We start from the raw sequence: 15,506 nt of genomic DNA, 5'->3' as shown, positions 1-15,506 counted from the left end.
CCTCAGGCGAACTAGATGACGGCGCGCCACGGCCTAACGTCTCCACAGCGCGATTTTTTTCGATTCCATCGTCTCCGTTGGCATCGACGCTCGATTCATCACGCTCTCGCGCGAAATGACGGCCCGGACGACGGTGCCCTCGGATCGGTTACCCGTAGGTGTCGCGCGGACCGCGTCCCGAGACATGCCGGGGTCCCTTGCGCCACGACGGCGCCTGCGGGCCGAAGATGCGCAGGCGCGTCACCACATTGTTGCCGACCGACGTCGCGATCTTCCCCAGAATCTGTCCTTGCATGTAGCGCAACTGGGTAGCCCACGCGGTCGACTCGGCCCTGATGTACAGGACGCCCTCGTTGAGTTTCTCCGGCTCGGCGTGAGCAGCGATGTCCTCGCCGACGATCGACGGCCACAGCGCGAACAACGCGCCCTCGGAGATCTTCGGCTCCCACCCGTGGTCTTTCGCCAACCGGCCTGTCAGCTTTCCCAATGGCTGAGGGTCACGGGGATCGGGACCGGCCCCCGACCAGGAACGACGCGAACGATCGCCACCGCGTCGGCGCGAACGGATAGGCGCTGACCGCCCCATGCCGACCGACTTCCCAGCCGCCCGCGCTTCGGCTCGTGCCTCCTCGAGCGCCTTGCGCGCCATCTCGTACCCGCTGCGCCCGGCCAGTGGATCCGGTGTCTCGTCAGTCATCGCTCCCCCTGCTTCGCTGCTCGAAGTCGCCTTCCTGCTGGTCGGGCTCGTTCTGCTGGTCGAAGTCGCCTTCCTGCTGGTCGAGCGAAGTCGAGACCCCCGAGACCGCCTCATCCCCCATCACCACCGACCTACGCGGACCATCGTCCTCAACGACACCGATCGAGATGCGGCGTCCGCCGACACGAGCCGGGATGTCGTCGGCGACGGCGGCGGTCACGAGCAGCTGCTCGGCGCCCTCGGTAAACGCGGCGAGTTTCTCGCGACGTCGTACATCGAGTTCGGCGAAGACATCGTCGAGCATGATCACCGGATCCACGCCGTCCGCCCGGAGAAGGTCGACGCTGGCCAGGCGCAAGGAGAGCGCGAACGACCACGACTCTCCGTGGCTGGCGAATCCCTTTGCGGGCTCGTCGCCGAGGATCAGTTCGAGGTCGTCGCGGTGTGGGCCGACGAGGCTCACCCCTCGTTCGATCTCCTTGTCGCGAAGTTCGACGAGCCTCACGGCGAGGACGTCGCGGATCGTATCGATCGATGCGTCGCCGCCCTCGGACGCGTCGACATCTGGTCCGGCGGCCGACCGGTAGGTGATCGTTGCGGGCCGCGAATGCGGCGCGATCGACTCGTACGCCATGCTGACCAGCGGCGCGAGTTGTCGAACGATCGCCAGGCGTGCGGCCGTGACCTGGGCGCCGAACTCCGCGAGCTGGGAGTCCCAGACGTCCAAGGTGTGGATGACCGAGTCGGTCTCGCCGCGCCGCATGGCAGCGCCTGCGGTCTTCAGAAGCGCCGACCGCTGCCGCAGCACGCGGTCGTAGTCGGTCTTCGCCCCGGCGGCCATCGGCCGAGTCTGGGCGACGAGCTCGTCGACGAACCGTCGGCGCTCGCTCGGATCACCGCGAACCAGCGCCAGATCCTCCGGCGCGAACAACACGGCCCGAAGGATGCCGAGGACCTCGCGGGTACGACGTACCGGTCGGGTGTTGATCGCCGCCTTGTTAGCACCTGACGCCGCTATCGCCAGGTCGACGGTGAGCTCTCGACCGTCGTTCTCCACCGTGGCCGACACCTTCGCGACGTCGGAGCCCGACCGTACGAGAGGGGCGTCCGTGGACACCCGATGCGAGCGCAGCGTCGCGACGTAGAAGAGCGATTCGAGCAGATTCGTCTTACCGAATCCGTTGCGGCCCACGAAGATCGTCGTCTCCGGAGCCAACGTGAACTCTGCGCTCGGCCAGGAGCGGTAGTCGCGCAGCGTCAGATCTCGAACGAACACGTCTCGGCGCAGATCAGCCCGGTAGACGCACAGGCATCAGCAGGTAGCTGAACTCACTATCGGGAGCGGCGTACAGACCTGCCTCGTCGGCGACCGGCTCGTTGCCCGAGGACGGACGCAGCACGGCCGGACGGATCGCGGCGCGGCGTTGACCGCTACCGTCGGGCTCGGGGTTGGTGAACCCGAATTCGACTGTCTCCGAACCGATCGCGGCCAGACCGTCGAGGAGATAGGTCGGGTTGAACGCAATGATGATCGGCTCGCCGTAAAAGGCGACCGGAAGCTCTTCCTCGGCCTTACCTGCCTCGTCGCCGCCCGCGGTCAGCATCACCGAGTCGCGGCCGAAGTCGAGTCGGACTTGGGCGCCGCGTTCGGCGACCAGGGCGACACGCTTGATCGCCTCGATCAGCGGAGCACTGTCGATCGTGGCAACCGACGTGTGACCGGCCGGGAACAGCTGACGGAACTTCGGGAACTCGGCGTCGAGCAGTCGCGTCGTGGTCTTCTTCGCGTTGTTCGTGATGCCCAGGATGCCGTCCGAGCCGATCGCGTGCGCGGAACCGAACGCCAGGTCGACGCTGCCGGTGCCGTCCGAGCCCGCCGATTTCGCGGCCTCGGACAATGTCTTGGCCGGCACGAGCGCCGCACCCGATGTTCCAGCCTCCGACGGGTTCCACTGCAACTCGCGGACGGCAAGACGGAAACGATCGGTTGCCGCGAGGACCACCTTGTCGCCCTCGATCTCGACGCGAACACCGGTCAGCATCGGCAGGGTGTCGTCGCGGCCCGCGGCGACAGCGACCTGCGAGACCGCCTGGGAGAACAGATCCGCCGGGACGCTGCCCGTGGTCTGGGGGACGTCCGGCAGGTCCGGGTAGTCCTCGACCGGCATGGTCGGCAGCGAGAACCGTGAGCTGCCACAAGTGATCGCGATACGGCTGCCGTCGATGCTCACATCGACGGGCTTGTGCGGGAGCGCCTTGGTGATGTCGGCGAGGAGACGGCCGGAGACCAGTACCGTCCCGTCCTCGGACACCTCTGCGGAGATGGTCTCGGTGGCGGAGACCTCGTAGTCGAAACCGGAGACCTGAAGACCGTGGTCTCCCGCGGTCAGGACGACACATCCGAGAACCGGGACCGGCGGACGCGACGGCAGGCTCCTGGCAACCCATGCGACGGCATCGGCGAACTCGTCACGCACGACACGGAACTTCATCTGCGGTGATTGCCCTTCTGCTGGCTTTCGGACGTGCGCTGCGACGCGCTCGACTCCGGTGACACGGCCGTGTCACCGAGTTCCACTCTAGAGCGAGGACCGTGGTGTATCGCAACAGCCTGCGAGATTCGAGGGGTCACACGGGTGACGTCACGTGCTCATCGGCTGTGTATGCACAGAACTACTTTTAGAAGAAGATCTCTAGAGAGAAATATTCAATAGAAGTAGGCGCTGTGGAATCTGTGGACTACACGCATTCGTACAGGTCAAGTCGGTGAAGATCCTGGGGACCGACGATGGACCGTGCCTGTGGATAACTGGGGTCGGTTGTGGACCGGTGTAGTTATCCACAGTGTGTACAACTCCTGTGCACAGTTCTGGGCCGGTTGGTCACCAACTTGTCCACAGGCTCGCCGCACACGCACCTGGGCTTTTGCTGTTGCGACACGCCGGGGGCGACACGACGTGAGTGCCATCGTGTCGCGCTCGCGTCCGCACTGGAGTCGCCGTCGGGACGCCACGCGAGGAGAGTCAGCGGTTGGCTCGCTGCTTGATCCGTGCCGTCAACTCCTGGACGTGGTCGTACACCTTGCGGCGCTCGGGCATCTCCTTGTTGATCTTCTTGACCGCGTACATCACCGTCGTGTGGTCGCGGTCGAATGCCTCACCGATCTTCGGCAGCGACAGATCGGTGAGTTCACGGCACAGGTACATAGAGATCTGGCGCGCCTGCGTCACCGGTCGCATCTTGCTGGGGCCACGGAGATCCTCAACGGAGATGTCGAAGTACTCGGCGGTGATCGCGAGGATGCTCGCCGCACTGATCTCGATTGCGCTGTCGTCCGGGATGAGCGCCTTGAGGACCACCTCCGCGAGGGACCGGTCGAGTTCGGCGTTCTGCAGAGACGCGAACGCGGTGACGCGGATCAGTGCGCCCTCGAGTTCACGGATGTTGCGCTCGATCTTCGACGCGATGAGTTCCAGGACGTCGTCCGGCGCGGCCAGCTTGTCCATCTGAGCCTTCTTGCGAAGGATCGCGATGCGGGTCTCCAAGTCGGGCGGCTGGACGTCGGTGATCAGGCCCCACTCGAATCGAGTGCGGAGACGGTCTTCGAGGGTCGCGAGCTGTTTCGGCGGCCGGTCGGAGGACACGACGATCTGCTTGTTCGCATTGTGGAGCGTGTTGAAGGTGTGGAAGAACTCCTCCTGGATGCCTTCCTTGCCCTCCAAGAACTGGATGTCGTCGATCAGCAGCATGTCGATGTCGCGGTACCGGCGCTTGAACGCCACCCGGCGGTCGTCACGCAGCGAGTTGATGAAGTCGTTCGTGAACTCTTCGGTCGAGACATACTTGACCCGCATCCCCGGGTAGAGACGCTGAGCGTAGTGGCCCGCCGCGTGCAGCAGGTGGGTCTTGCCGAGTCCGGACTCGCCCCAGATGAACAGCGGGTTGTAGGCGCGCGCCGGATTCTCGGCGACGGCGACCGCTGATGCGTGGGCGAACCGGTTCGATGCGCCGATGACGAACGAATCGAACGTGTACCGCGGGTGCAACGACGTCGTGCTGGCCTCGGCGGGAGTCGTGACGTCGCGCTCGTCGAAGTATTTCGACCACTCTCGGCGCCCCGCCTGCGGAGCTTGAGGCACCTCGGAGTAATTGAGCGCCGAGAATTCGTTCGCTGACGCAGCCGCCGCCTGCGTCGTGTCGGTGTCGAGACTGGGTCGCGTCGGCGTCGGGGTCAGGGCGGACTCGGCGGGCGCGCCAGCGATCTCCTCGGGTTCGGCGACGCGGACAGCGATGTCGACGGTCTGCTCGAGGTTCGCGCTGAGCGCGGTCCGGATCACTTCGCGGAGATTTCGCTCGATCTGCTCTTGGACCAGCGGCGTCGGTACTGCGAGCAACGCGAAACCCTCGGTCAGGGTCAAGGGCTGGACCAGCGACAACCATGCCTTCTGCTGTCGCGACAGCGGTTGTCCACTCGGCGTAGCGGATTCGCCGGTGAGTTCAGTGACGACCTGCTTCCAGACGTCGCTGAACGACTCGCGATCGCTCGCCATCCGGTGCCCCCTTCTACAAACGATCCACAACCTTGCGTCCTAAGAGGTTGCCACGAAATGCCTCGCCAGCGCGAGTTGTCCACACAGTTATCCACATCTGTGGAGAAGGCTGTGAACAAATTTCATATGTGTAATTCATCGACTGCGATCTGAGCAGGTCGCAGCGGGTTTGATCGCGGCGTAGTGGTCCAGTACTGTCGAAAGGTCGCCTAAGCGTGTGTGCAGGTCATCTCGTCGTGAGATGAGACCGGTACCCACTGCCGGGCAGAGGACCACCTGCAGTATCGACTCAAGGAGCACCCAGTGGCTAAGGGGAAGCGTACTTTCCAGCCGAACAACCGTCGTCGTGCCCGCGTGCACGGCTTCCGTCTGCGCATGCGTACTCGCGCCGGCCGCGCAATTGTGAACGGTCGCCGTTCCAAGGGCCGCGCCAAGCTGACCGCCTGAGCCGGCGCGTATCCGATCGCAGCGATCGGTGACCGCCGCCTCCAGGCGGATCTCGCGGAGATCCGATTTCACCCGCACACTGGCTAAAGGTGTGCGGGTTTCGGCGCGTGATCTGGTGATTCACCTGGCCCCGGTGGGCGCCACTTGGCCCGATCAGTCCGGCGTTCGGCCCGGCGTCGCTTCAGTCGGCGGTCCGTGGCTCGGCCTCATCGTGTCGAAGAAGGTAGGAGACGCCGTCACCCGTCACCGGGTCGCACGGCGGCTGCGTCATGCCTTCGCCGAGGTCCGCGACGAGTTGCCGGTCGCCGAGACATTCGTGGTGCTCCGGGCCTACCCGTCGATCGTGCGGTGCTCGTCGAACGAGTTGGCCGGTCAACTGCGGGAGGGCTTCGCCCACCGGAAGGCCACGGCGGCGTTCGCGCACGTGACGCCCGATCATGCGCGAGCCGCCCGGTTCGTCGACGAGGGGGCTCGATGAGCATCGGCCGTCGCATTCATCTGTTTCCGCGTCAGGTCCTCGTCTTCGTGATCGAGTTGTATCGGACGTGGATCTCTCCGACCCGGATGCCGACGTGCCGGTTTGAACCGACATGCAGTGCGTACGCCGTCGAAGCATTGAGCAGACACGGATTCCTGTGGGGTTCGGTGCTGTCGGTGTGGCGACTTCTCAAATGTGGACCCTGGCACCGACCCGGATACGATCCGGTGCCCGAGGACGGTCCGCGACAGTGGCTCGCCGCGACAGTCGGCAAGCAGCAGACTTTGGAAAGCGGCGCCAGCGCGCCAACTTCAGATAGGGGTCAGTGAGCCGTGCTCAATTTCATCTACTACCCGGTGTCCTGGATCATGTGGGTCTGGCACTGGCTGTTCGACAAGGTCATGCCGGACTCCCCGGGTGGTTCAGGCGTCGCATGGGCGCTGTCCGTGGTGTTCCTCGTGTTCACGTTGCGCGCGATCCTGTACAAGCCGTTCGTCAAGCAGATCCGCACGACGAAGCAGATGCAGGAAATCAACCCGCAGATGCAGGCGATCCGTAAGAAGTACGCCAACGACCGGGTCAAGATGACCGAGGAGATGCAGAAGCTCCAGAAGGAGCACGGGTTCAATCCCCTCCTCGGTTGCCTTCCGATGTTCATGCAGATCCCCGTGTTCATCGGTCTGTTCCATGTGCTGCGCTCGTTCAACCGAATGGGCACCGGCACCGCCATGCCGATCGGCGGCACGAGCGAGGCGATGACCGCCGACCAGACGCGATCAATCGGCAACTACGCCTTCAGCGCGGATCAGGTGCAGAACTTCCTTGATGCGCGCCTGTTCGGCGTTCCATTGTCGTCATTCATCACCGAGCCGGTCGAGCAGTTCAAAGCGTTCGTCGAACCAGGTAATGCCATCGACTTCACCCGGTGGCAGATCGGTGTGGTCGTCGTCCCGTTGATGATCGTCGCCTCGATCGCCACCCACATGAACTCGCGTGCATCGGTAGGCCGTCAGACGGCGGCAGCGTCAGACAACCCGCAGACCCGCATCATGAACAAGCTGGCGTTGTACGTGTTCCCCCTGGGCATCCTCGTGACCGGCCCGTTCTTCCCCGTCGCCATCCTCTTGTACTGGGTGAGTAACAACCTCTGGACGTACGGCCAGCAGCACATCGTGTTCGGTCGGATTGAGAAGGAAGAGGAAGCGGCGAAGGCCGAGAAGGAAGAGCGACTCAGAGCGAACGCTCCCAAACCGGGAGCGAAACCCGGCAGCACCAAGCGCGGCGCCACCGCGGTCGCAGACGCTGACACCGCCGTCGACGACGAGGACATCTCGGACGCCGCGCCCAAGACCTCCCTGAAGAAGGGTGCCGGAAACCGGAAGAAGGGTTCCGGGCAGAAGTCGGGCACCGCTCAGGCAAAGGGTTCACAGGAAGAGGATTCGGCGGAGACCAGCGACTCCGCGGCTGCGACACGTCCGGCCGCACCGCCGAAGAAGCCTGCTCCAGGGCAACGTCCGAGCAGGCCCGGTGGTGCCCGACAGTCGGGAAACAAGCGGAACAAGAAGAACAGGCAAGGTCGCAAGCGCTGACGCCGTTCCCTGACGCAACGACCATTCGCAGAAGATACAAGAGGTACGAATCATGACAGGTGACGCTGTGCAGACCTCCGTCGACGCCGACGAGGACGTGACCACAGATGTGGCCGAGGAAATCACTCCCGAGCCCGAGATCGCGGACGACGATGACCGTTTGATCGAAGAGGGTGAGATCGCGGGCGACTACCTCGAGCAGTTGCTCGATGTACTCGATTTCGACGGCGACATCGATCTCGATGTGGACGGCGATCGAGCGATCGTGAGCATCGACGGCGGCAAGGACCTGTCGAAGCTCGTCGGTCGAGACGGCGAAGTGCTCGACGCTCTTCAGGAGCTGACGCGTCTCGCCGTTCAGCAGGCGACCGGCGACCGTAGTCGCTTGATGCTGGACGTCGGCCGTTGGCGTGCTGACCGCCGTGAACGGTTGGCCCGTCTCGGAGCCGAGGTGTCCGAGAGAGTCCGTGACAGTGGCGAGCGTGAGTCGCTTGATCCGATGACGCCGTTCGAGCGAAAGATCGTCCATGACGCGGTCGCCGCGGTGGACGGGGTGACCCGCGCGCGCGCGGGCGCCCACCCCACGCGGGGTGGGGGGGTCATAACGGCGTGCGGCCCCCCCTCCCCGATCTACTGCGCGGAAGCCCCGCCCGCCGGGCGGGCACTTCTCTCGTCTCGGGGCGGGAAATCACATGAGTGTAATTTGATGTGTTTCACGTGGAATACCACGGCACGGCCGACTCGGGGTTTCACGTGAAACTCAATGGACTGAGGATAGATGACTGAGGAAGAACGAAGCGTCGAGTGTGAGCCGACCCCAGCTGTCGCGGAAGCCGTGTTCGGGGATCGGCTCGATATGGCGATCACCTACGCAGAACTGTTGGCAGAACAAGGAGTTCTTCGCGGGCTCATCGGACCGAGTGAGGTCCCGCGGCTATGGACTCGCCACATTCTCAATTGCGGCGTTCTCAGCGAAGTGATCGATGGCGGTTCCGCGGTGTTCGATATCGGCAGCGGCGCCGGCTTGCCGGGGATTCCGCTCGCCATCGCGAAGCCGGACGCGTCCGTCACCCTCATCGAACCGCTCCTGAGACGAACCAGCTTCCTTGAGGAGGCGGTATCCGAGCTGGGACTCGAAAACGTCACAGTGACACGAGGTCGCGCCGAAGAGAAGGCAGTGCTTGCCACCGTCGGTACGGCAGACGTCGTCACCTCGCGTGCGGTCGCTCCTCTCGAACGCCTCGCGGGATGGTCCGCTCCCCTGATCCGAGTCGGCGGGCGCCTCGTCGCGCTGAAGGGACGGTCCGTCGCCGAAGAGATCGATCGTGACCGCACTGCCGTGAAGAAGGTTGGGATCGTCGATCTGTCGATCACTCAGTGCGGGGTCGATATCCTAGATGAGCCGACAACTCTCCTGATCGGATCGAGAGTCGGGACGGATAAGGATGCGGCGGCTGCACGTCGAGCCGCACGTCGAGCCAAGAGAGGTCGTTAGAGGATTGGTGTCATTTCGGCGCAGGGCGCACAATGGACGCAACGACGTAAGGAGCTCCGGGGTGCCCGAGAACGAATCTGAAGTTTCACGTGAAACTCCGCCTACAACACCCGAAGGACCCTACGCAGATACTCCGATCGCGGCCGCGGCTGAACGGGCCAGTCAGCTACTGACACCCGGCGGCGCCGGCACCCTTCCCCGCCCGAAGCGTCCGCGGATCATGACGGTGGCCAACCAGAAGGGCGGTGTGGGTAAGACGACCTCTGCGGTCAACCTCGCAGCCGGTCTCGCGATCCATGGACTCGGTGTTCTTGTGATCGATCTCGATCCGCAGGGCAACGCGAGCACTGCGTTGGGTATCGATCACCGACAACCGGGAATCGCGTCCGTGTACGAGATGCTTCTCGATGAGGTCCCGCTGAGGCAAGCGATCCAGAAGTCGCCGTTCAGCGAGCGTCTGTACTGTGTGCCGTCGACACTCGATTTGGCCGGTGCGGAGATCGAACTCGTCTCCCTCGTGGCCCGCGAGAGTCGCCTGCGGAACGCGCTAGATGAGGATCTGCTCGTCGAGTACGGCATCGATTATGTACTCATCGACTGCCCGCCGTCGCTCGGTCTGCTCACGGTCAACGCGATGGTCGCGGCACAGGAAGTCTTGATTCCGATCCAATGCGAGTACTACGCACTTGAGGGCGTCGGACAACTTCTGCGCAACATCGAACTGGTGCAGGCGCATTTGAACAAGGGCCTGCACGTGTCGACGATCCTTCTGACGATGTACGACGGCAGGACGAAGCTGGCCGATCAAGTGGCCGCAGAGGTCCGCGGCCACTTCGGCGACACGGTGCTGTCGGCGATCATCCCCCGCAGCGTGAAGGTATCCGAAGCCCCAGGCTTCGGCATGACGATCATCGAATACGACCCGGGTTCACGTGGGTCCATGAGTTACCTCGACGCGGCGCGCGAGCTCGCGCAGCGCGCAGCGGTGGAAGGCGGTCTGGCGTAATGGCGCAGCAACGGGACTCGCAGCGGCGTGGAGGTCTCGGTCGCGGTCTGGCAGCACTGATTCCGACCGGTCCCACCGAGGAGAGTCAGGGCACGAATACCCGTCGGATGGGATCTGCTGCGGCAGACGTCGTCATTGGCGGCGGCGCCCAGCCCTCTGCAGCGGCCGGAGCGAAGGTCGACACCGAGCTGATTCCGTCCCGTCCGGACGAGACCGATGCCTATGTTTCACGTGAATCAATCGAATCCAGGGGCTCGGACGAAGCACAGACTGTGCCCAGCGAGATCAATCGAGACGACGTCGGCGCCGTCTACCGCGAGATCCCGCCGTCGGAGATCGAGCCGAACCCGCACCAGCCGCGCACCGTCTTCGACGAAGATGCGCTCGCCGAGCTCGAGCACTCGATCCGCGAATTCGGCTTGATGCAGCCCATCGTGGTTCGGGAACTCCCCTCCCCCACGGTCGACGGGATCCGCTATCAACTGATCATGGGCGAGCGCCGCTGGCGTGCAGGCACCAACGTGGGTGTCGCGGCGCTGCCCGCAATTGTTCGGGAGACCCCCGACGGCGCCATGCTCCGGGACGCGCTGCTTGAGAACATCCACCGCGCCCAGTTGAATCCGCTTGAAGAAGCGGCGGCATACCAACAGCTGCTCGACGAGTTCGACGTGACACACGAAGAACTCGCGAGTCGCCTCGGTCGGTCGCGACCTGTCATCTCCAACATGATCAGACTGCTGCGCCTGCCTATTCCTGTGCAGCGCCGCGTCGCCGCCGGAGTCCTGTCTGCTGGACACGCGCGAGCACTCCTCGCGCTTGAGACTGGTAGCCAGGCACAGGAAGAACTCGCCGCGCGGATCGTCGCCGAGGGCCTGTCGGTGCGCGCCACAGAGGAGGCTGTCACCCTTGCTAACCGCGACGACGGTGACACACCTACCGCGGCTCCGCGCCGCCGCCAGCAGATGCAGATGCCCGGGCTGCAAGACGTCGCGGACCGTCTCTCTGACCGTCTCGACACGAAAGTGACCGTGAGCCTCAGCAAGCGGAAGGGCAAGGTAGTCATTGAGTTCGGTTCGGTAGATGATCTCGAACGAATCGTGACTGTCATCGCGGAGCAGACAGACAACGCAAAGTAGTCCGAATTATCCGTTTTACCAGCGATGGCCCGGAGCTACGGCCTTGAAACGTCACAGTGACTTATAGACACTATCGCCCTCGACGGGGCGCGACACGGGAGCAAGAATGAGTGTGCGGGTGGTACCCCTGGAGCTCGAGAAGTTTCAGACTCTGCCGTCGCACACCCGCCGCTGTGTCTTCTGGGAGATGGATCGAGCAGACGACGCCACCGCGGATCAGACGGGTCCGTATGAGAGCGAATCGTTCGACAGCGGGCTGACCGATCCTGGACGGACGTCAGTCGACTACGAGAGCGAGTTCGATAAGGAAGCGTGGATCTCGGGACTGCTCCTCGAGTGGGGAACCTGCGCACAGGTCGCCATAGAATCGAGCACCGGCAGCGTTGTCGGGACGGCCTTCTACGCTCCCCCGGTTCGAGTGCCCCGGGCGAGCCGCTTTCCGACTGCCCCCGTTGGTGCTGACGCCGTCCTACTCTCGACTGTCACCACCGTGCCCGGATTCGAAGAAGTGGCTGTGGCACTCATGGATGCGGTGGTCGCCGACGTCGTCCATCGTGGGGTCCGAGCAATCGAGGCTTTTGGCTTCAGTGGTTCACGTGAACCCCTCGAGCGAGACCTCGTCGGCCTCATGCTCGGCAACGGGATGGACAGCGATGCCTGCCTCGAGTGCGTCATGCCAACGCAGTTCCTGATCGACTCGGGCTTCGAGACCGTCGCCGCGGATCTCTATCTCCCACGTCTACGGTTGGAACTCGATGAGGGGCTCCGATGGAAGTCGGCGGTCGAGCGAGCGTTGGAGAAGCTCGTCGTCGAGGCTGCGGTAGACCTGTCGGGGAGCACGCCGAGTCCCGTCGGATGACTTGAGGCCGGAGGCCGGGGGTCGGTATCCCTCGCGTTCGTGCTCGGCATGGTTCGCGGGAAACGTTCACATCACGTGCGGCCGGAGCGCGAGAGCTCTCGGTGTCGCAGAGATGAGAACGGCCCGGCGGGAACCGGGCCGTTCTATGTTTCACGGGAAACAACATCGATGTAACTCAGGGCGTGATGCGCTCCGCAGCCAGGAGATCGGCGAACGTGTATGTGCCAGTCGGGCGATCGTTCTCGCCGAGAAGGTAGAGGCGCTTCACTGCGACGAGGACGGCCTCGGCAATCGTGTCGCGCTGCCGAGCGTCGTCGAGGATAGCGGCGTCGTGCGGGTTCGTGATGTATCCCGTTTCGATGACGACGACAGGCATGCGCGTGGTCCGCAAGATGTTCCACGTGCGCTCGTGCGTGCGGCAGTCGAGAAAGTCAGTGCGGGCGACGAGCTCGCGCTGGATGAAGCTGGCGAGGTTGCGCCCGATCGTCGAGAACGATCCGTGCGTGTTGCCGAAGTAGAACGAGGCGACGCCGTTGGCGCGCTCGTTCGGGTAGTTGCCGGCGCGGAGCGAGATCATCAGATCCACGTCCGCGAGGTTGGCGACACGAGCACGCTCTTCGTCGTCCGGTGTGGACCGACCATCGTGCGATAGGAATGTCTCCATCCCGGCGGCCGACATGCGGCCCTCGAGTCGTGACGCCAGATCCCACAGGACACTCGCGTCGGCTTCGGAGTCGGAACCGGGATCGATCAGGATGCGCTTGCCGGACAGCCGTGGACCTGACCGGCGCACCAGCTCTTCCTCACGGATGGCGTGGGGTGATCCGCCCGTGATGCGCGTACCGAGACGATTGAGCGAGCGGATGGTCTCCGGTCCGCAGATGCCGTCGGAGCTCAAGCCGTACTCAGTCTGGTAGAGGCCGACAGAATTGTGCGTCACTTCGCCGAACTGTCCGTCGACCATGCCGTGGTAATAGCCGAGGTTCTGCAACCGAGACTGCAGGGTTGCGACGTCGTCCCCCGTCATCGGCGCCGACAATCGGTACAGAAGGACGCGACTGCCGAGCTGGTAGGACGCCTCGCGCAACGCGGTGTACGTGGCGTTGCCGACGAGGCCGTCGACGATGAGGCCACGCTCTTGCTGGAATGCGCGAACCGCGCGGTCGCATTCCGCGTCGAACACTGCTTCGGGTGGGGACCACGGGCTCCGCTCGTCACCGGGTGTGGCGGTCGGCGCCGAAGGCAACAGTCCTCGTGTGGCAAGGATGGCCCGAATCTCGGCAACCGCCGAGCCGTGATCGCCGAGTCGCAGTACCGGCATGGAGAACCCCACTCTCTCGCATAAAGTGTGACGGCCGCCGACCGGGTGGCCGGCGGCCGTCACTGCACCGCTACATTCTCTCAGGTCCCTGTCGATGCCGACAAACGAAGACGTGCATCGAGACCAACTGTTATGTGCCCAAGCGCATGGGTCACTTGAGAACGGGTTCTAGCTCTCGCAGGATCGCGGCCTTCGGCTTCGCGCCCTGGATCGTCTTCGTCGGTTTGCCGTTCTCGAACAAGATCATGGTGGGGATCGACATGATCTGGAAGTCACGTGCGATGGCCGGGTTCGCGTCGACGTCGACCTTGGCGACCGTAATCGTCTCCGCGTTGTCTCGGGCGATCTCGTCGAGAACCGGGGCGACCATCTTGCACGGACCGCACCAGGTGGCCCAGAAGTCGACGAGTACGGGCTTGTCGGATTCGAGGACGTCGGACTTGAATGTCGCGTCGGTGACGTCGACAGTGCTTCCAGCCATTTTTAACTCCTTGTTCGAGGTGTGAAAGAAACTAGTTCAGCCGACGTGCTCGGCGAGCCAGCGTTCGGCATCGATCGCTGCCGAACATCCGCTACCGGCCGCGGTGACCGCTTGGCGATAGGTGTGGTCGACGAGGTCGCCGCATGCGAACACACCCGGAATGTTGGTGTACGTCGATCGGCCGTCGACCTTCACGTAGCCGTCCTCGTCGAGGTCGACCTGGCCGCGCACGAGTTCGCTGCGCGGATCGTGTCCGATGGCGACGAACATGCCGGTCGCTTCCAGGGTGCGGGTCTCGCCGGTGACGGTGTCGGTGAGCTCCAGTTGGCTGACCGAGTTCTCCCCCTTTACCGCAGCGACGGTCGAGTTGGTGATGAAGTCGATCTTGTCGTTGTCGCGGGCCCGCTCGAGCATGATCTTCGACGATCGGAACTCGTCGCGACGATGGATCAAGCTGACCTTCCGCGCGAACTTGGTGAGGAAGGTGGCCTCTTCCATCGCCGAGTCGCCGCCGCCGATCACGGCGATGTCCTGTTCCTTGAAGAAGAAGCCGTCACACGTCGCACACGACGAGACACCGCGGCCGAGGAGCTCCTGCTCCCCCGGGACGCCGAGGTAGCGTGCCGCAGCCCCCATCGCGAGGATCACTGCGCGAGCCCGGTAGATCTCGCCGCCGACCTCCACCTCTTTCACATCGCCGTCCAAACGCATCGCGTCGACCTCTTCGATTCGGAGGTCGGCTCCGAAGCGGATCGCCTGTTCGCGCATCTCGTCCATCAGCTCGGGGCCCTGAATGCCCTTCTGGAAGCCGGGGAAGTTCTCGACTTCGGTGGTGGTCATCAGAGCGCCGCCGAAGGAGATGCCTTCGAAGACGACGGGCGACAGTTCGGCGCGGGCCGCATAAATCGCGGCCGTGTAGCCGGCGGGGCCGGATCCGACGATGATCAGCTCGTGGATCTGGTTTTCGGTGTCGCTCATCAATCCTCCGTGTCGCAAGTGCGCCCGCCGCTTCTCGCGGGCCGCTAGGTCCAACACAAGGATATGGGCTGGTGTTCCCGCAGCCCGTTCGGAGGTGGCGCAGACCGAGGTACGGGTCGATCAGTCTGGCTGGAAACCACGGATCACATTGAGCATCCGTTCACGGACGGCGGGAGGAATCGGAAGCTCTTCGTCCCGTATCAACTCGAGGTCGGCGTTCGTAGCGTCGAGAGCCGCGAGGATGCGTTGGGCGTCGGGATCGTCGGCGATCGCAGCACGCACCCGGTCGGCGGTTGCGGGGTCGAGCTGCCCGGAATGGAAGTCGATGAGAACCTCAGTCGAGTACGGGGGGCTCGGATGTCCCCCGTCGTGCCTGTCGACTCCGTCCTGCCCGTCGACCTCGTTGTGCTCCATCTGACTGCGTCCGCCTCCGCGTGGTTGGTACTTCGATTCCATCACTGATTAGACG

The 15,506-nt window shown here is 64.0% G+C and carries 16 protein-coding genes and 1 pseudogene; 9 read left to right on the top strand and 8 right to left on the bottom strand.

Going from position 1 to position 15,506, the window contains the following annotated elements; all coding sequences use genetic code 11:
* Window positions 1-148 precede the first annotated feature (148 nt).
* The 4 genes from ACTIMF_RS03565 to dnaA form a co-directional block, all read right to left on the bottom strand.
* A complete protein-coding gene (locus ACTIMF_RS03565; protein ID WP_442348902.1) occupies window positions 149-697 on the bottom strand; it encodes a DUF721 family protein in 549 nt (182 codons plus the stop codon).
* Window positions 690-1,973: a DNA replication/repair protein RecF gene (gene recF / locus ACTIMF_RS03560; RefSeq protein ID WP_442348901.1), complete on the bottom strand. Its 1,284-nt coding sequence runs from the start codon at window positions 1,971-1,973 to the stop codon at window positions 690-692. The genes ACTIMF_RS03565 and recF overlap by 8 nt, the downstream gene beginning before the upstream one ends.
* Window positions 1,974-1,986: 13 nt before the next feature.
* Window positions 1,987-3,189 (bottom strand): DNA polymerase III subunit beta, encoded by a 1,203-nt coding sequence (gene dnaN / locus ACTIMF_RS03555; RefSeq protein ID WP_442348900.1) that lies wholly within the window; start codon window positions 3,187-3,189, stop codon window positions 1,987-1,989.
* 531 nt (window positions 3,190-3,720) lie between these two features.
* Window positions 3,721-5,247 (bottom strand): chromosomal replication initiator protein DnaA, encoded by a 1,527-nt coding sequence (dnaA, locus tag ACTIMF_RS03550; RefSeq protein ID WP_442348899.1) that lies wholly within the window; start codon window positions 5,245-5,247, stop codon window positions 3,721-3,723.
* 303 nt (window positions 5,248-5,550) lie between these two features.
* On the opposite strand from dnaA, the gene rpmH reads away from it, so the two are divergent.
* The 9 genes and pseudogenes from rpmH (at window position 5,551) to ACTIMF_RS03505 (ending at window position 12,257) form a co-directional block, all read left to right on the top strand.
* Window positions 5,551-5,694, top strand: coding sequence for a 50S ribosomal protein L34 (rpmH, locus tag ACTIMF_RS03545; protein WP_006337454.1), 144 nt, complete (start codon window positions 5,551-5,553; stop codon window positions 5,692-5,694).
* A gap of 28 nt (window positions 5,695-5,722) precedes the next feature.
* Complete coding sequence (gene rnpA / locus ACTIMF_RS03540) at window positions 5,723-6,172, top strand: ribonuclease P protein component (RefSeq protein WP_442348898.1); 450 nt, start codon at window positions 5,723-5,725, stop codon at window positions 6,170-6,172.
* Window positions 6,169-6,501 (top strand): membrane protein insertion efficiency factor YidD, encoded by a 333-nt coding sequence (gene yidD / locus ACTIMF_RS03535; protein WP_442348897.1) that lies wholly within the window; start codon window positions 6,169-6,171, stop codon window positions 6,499-6,501. The genes rnpA and yidD overlap by 4 nt, the downstream gene beginning before the upstream one ends.
* A 3-nt stretch (window positions 6,502-6,504) precedes the next feature.
* Entirely contained in the window at window positions 6,505-7,761 is a 1,257-nt protein-coding gene (yidC, locus tag ACTIMF_RS03530; protein ID WP_442348896.1) for a membrane protein insertase YidC, read from the top strand.
* 52 nt (window positions 7,762-7,813) lie between these two features.
* Window positions 7,814-8,350: pseudogene (locus tag ACTIMF_RS03525) on the top strand (Jag family protein); the annotation flags it as partial.
* A gap of 189 nt (window positions 8,351-8,539) precedes the next feature.
* Window positions 8,540-9,256 (top strand): 16S rRNA (guanine(527)-N(7))-methyltransferase RsmG, encoded by a 717-nt coding sequence (rsmG, locus tag ACTIMF_RS03520; protein WP_442348895.1) that lies wholly within the window; start codon window positions 8,540-8,542, stop codon window positions 9,254-9,256.
* 220 nt (window positions 9,257-9,476) lie between these two features.
* Window positions 9,477-10,262 (top strand): ParA family protein, encoded by a 786-nt coding sequence (locus tag ACTIMF_RS03515; protein ID WP_442348894.1) that lies wholly within the window; start codon window positions 9,477-9,479, stop codon window positions 10,260-10,262.
* Window positions 10,262-11,398 carry a ParB/RepB/Spo0J family partition protein gene (locus ACTIMF_RS03510; protein ID WP_442348893.1) on the top strand — a complete coding sequence of 379 codons (1,137 nt, stop codon included), beginning with the start codon at window positions 10,262-10,264 and terminating at the stop codon, window positions 11,396-11,398. The genes ACTIMF_RS03515 and ACTIMF_RS03510 overlap by 1 nt, the downstream gene beginning before the upstream one ends.
* 106 nt (window positions 11,399-11,504) lie before the next feature.
* Complete coding sequence (locus ACTIMF_RS03505) at window positions 11,505-12,257, top strand: hypothetical protein (RefSeq protein ID WP_442348892.1); 753 nt, start codon at window positions 11,505-11,507, stop codon at window positions 12,255-12,257.
* Window positions 12,258-12,432: 175 nt separating this feature from the next.
* Here ACTIMF_RS03505 and ACTIMF_RS03500 read toward each other — a convergent pair whose 3' ends face one another.
* From ACTIMF_RS03500 to ACTIMF_RS03485, 4 genes are all read right to left on the bottom strand, one after another.
* Window positions 12,433-13,578 (bottom strand): N-acetylmuramoyl-L-alanine amidase, encoded by a 1,146-nt coding sequence (locus tag ACTIMF_RS03500; RefSeq protein ID WP_442348891.1) that lies wholly within the window; start codon window positions 13,576-13,578, stop codon window positions 12,433-12,435.
* Between the two features lie 151 nt (window positions 13,579-13,729).
* Window positions 13,730-14,059, bottom strand: coding sequence for a thioredoxin (trxA, locus tag ACTIMF_RS03495; RefSeq protein WP_442348890.1), 330 nt, complete (start codon window positions 14,057-14,059; stop codon window positions 13,730-13,732).
* 36 nt (window positions 14,060-14,095) lie between these two features.
* The gene (gene trxB, locus ACTIMF_RS03490; protein WP_442348889.1) at window positions 14,096-15,037 is read right to left on the bottom strand and encodes a thioredoxin-disulfide reductase; all 942 of its coding nucleotides are present in this window, start codon (window positions 15,035-15,037) and stop codon (window positions 14,096-14,098) included.
* A 120-nt stretch (window positions 15,038-15,157) separates the two neighbouring features.
* Window positions 15,158-15,451, bottom strand: coding sequence for an anti-sigma factor family protein (locus ACTIMF_RS03485; RefSeq protein ID WP_442348888.1), 294 nt, complete (start codon window positions 15,449-15,451; stop codon window positions 15,158-15,160).
* Between the last annotated feature and the right edge of the window lie 55 nt (window positions 15,452-15,506).

Source organism: Gordonia sp. (in: high G+C Gram-positive bacteria) (assembly GCF_052106715.1).
Taxonomy (GTDB): domain Bacteria; phylum Actinomycetota; class Actinomycetes; order Mycobacteriales; family Mycobacteriaceae; genus Gordonia.
This window is presented reverse-complemented; position numbering and strand designations above follow the sequence as displayed.

What these genes read in the sequence shown, in the direction of transcription:
- trxA (WP_442348890.1), bottom strand. Translation starts at nt 14,059, where the DNA reads ATGGCTGGAAGCACTGTCGACGTCACCGACGCGACATTCAAGTCCGAC.
- rsmG (WP_442348895.1), top strand. Translation starts at nt 8,540, where the DNA reads ATGACTGAGGAAGAACGAAGCGTCGAGTGTGAGCCGACCCCAGCTGTC.
- ACTIMF_RS03515 (WP_442348894.1), top strand. Translation starts at nt 9,477, where the DNA reads ATGACGGTGGCCAACCAGAAGGGCGGTGTGGGTAAGACGACCTCTGCG.
- ACTIMF_RS03510 (WP_442348893.1), top strand. Translation starts at nt 10,262, where the DNA reads ATGGCGCAGCAACGGGACTCGCAGCGGCGTGGAGGTCTCGGTCGCGGT.
- trxB (WP_442348889.1), bottom strand. Translation starts at nt 15,037, where the DNA reads ATGAGCGACACCGAAAACCAGATCCACGAGCTGATCATCGTCGGATCC.
- ACTIMF_RS03500 (WP_442348891.1), bottom strand. Translation starts at nt 13,578, where the DNA reads ATGCCGGTACTGCGACTCGGCGATCACGGCTCGGCGGTTGCCGAGATT.
- dnaN (WP_442348900.1), bottom strand. Translation starts at nt 3,189, where the DNA reads ATGAAGTTCCGTGTCGTGCGTGACGAGTTCGCCGATGCCGTCGCATGG.
- yidD (WP_442348897.1), top strand. Translation starts at nt 6,169, where the DNA reads ATGAGCATCGGCCGTCGCATTCATCTGTTTCCGCGTCAGGTCCTCGTC.
- ACTIMF_RS03505 (WP_442348892.1), top strand. Translation starts at nt 11,505, where the DNA reads ATGAGTGTGCGGGTGGTACCCCTGGAGCTCGAGAAGTTTCAGACTCTG.
- ACTIMF_RS03565 (WP_442348902.1), bottom strand. Translation starts at nt 697, where the DNA reads ATGACTGACGAGACACCGGATCCACTGGCCGGGCGCAGCGGGTACGAG.
- ACTIMF_RS03485 (WP_442348888.1), bottom strand. Translation starts at nt 15,451, where the DNA reads ATGGAGCACAACGAGGTCGACGGGCAGGACGGAGTCGACAGGCACGAC.
- dnaA (WP_442348899.1), bottom strand. Translation starts at nt 5,247, where the DNA reads ATGGCGAGCGATCGCGAGTCGTTCAGCGACGTCTGGAAGCAGGTCGTC.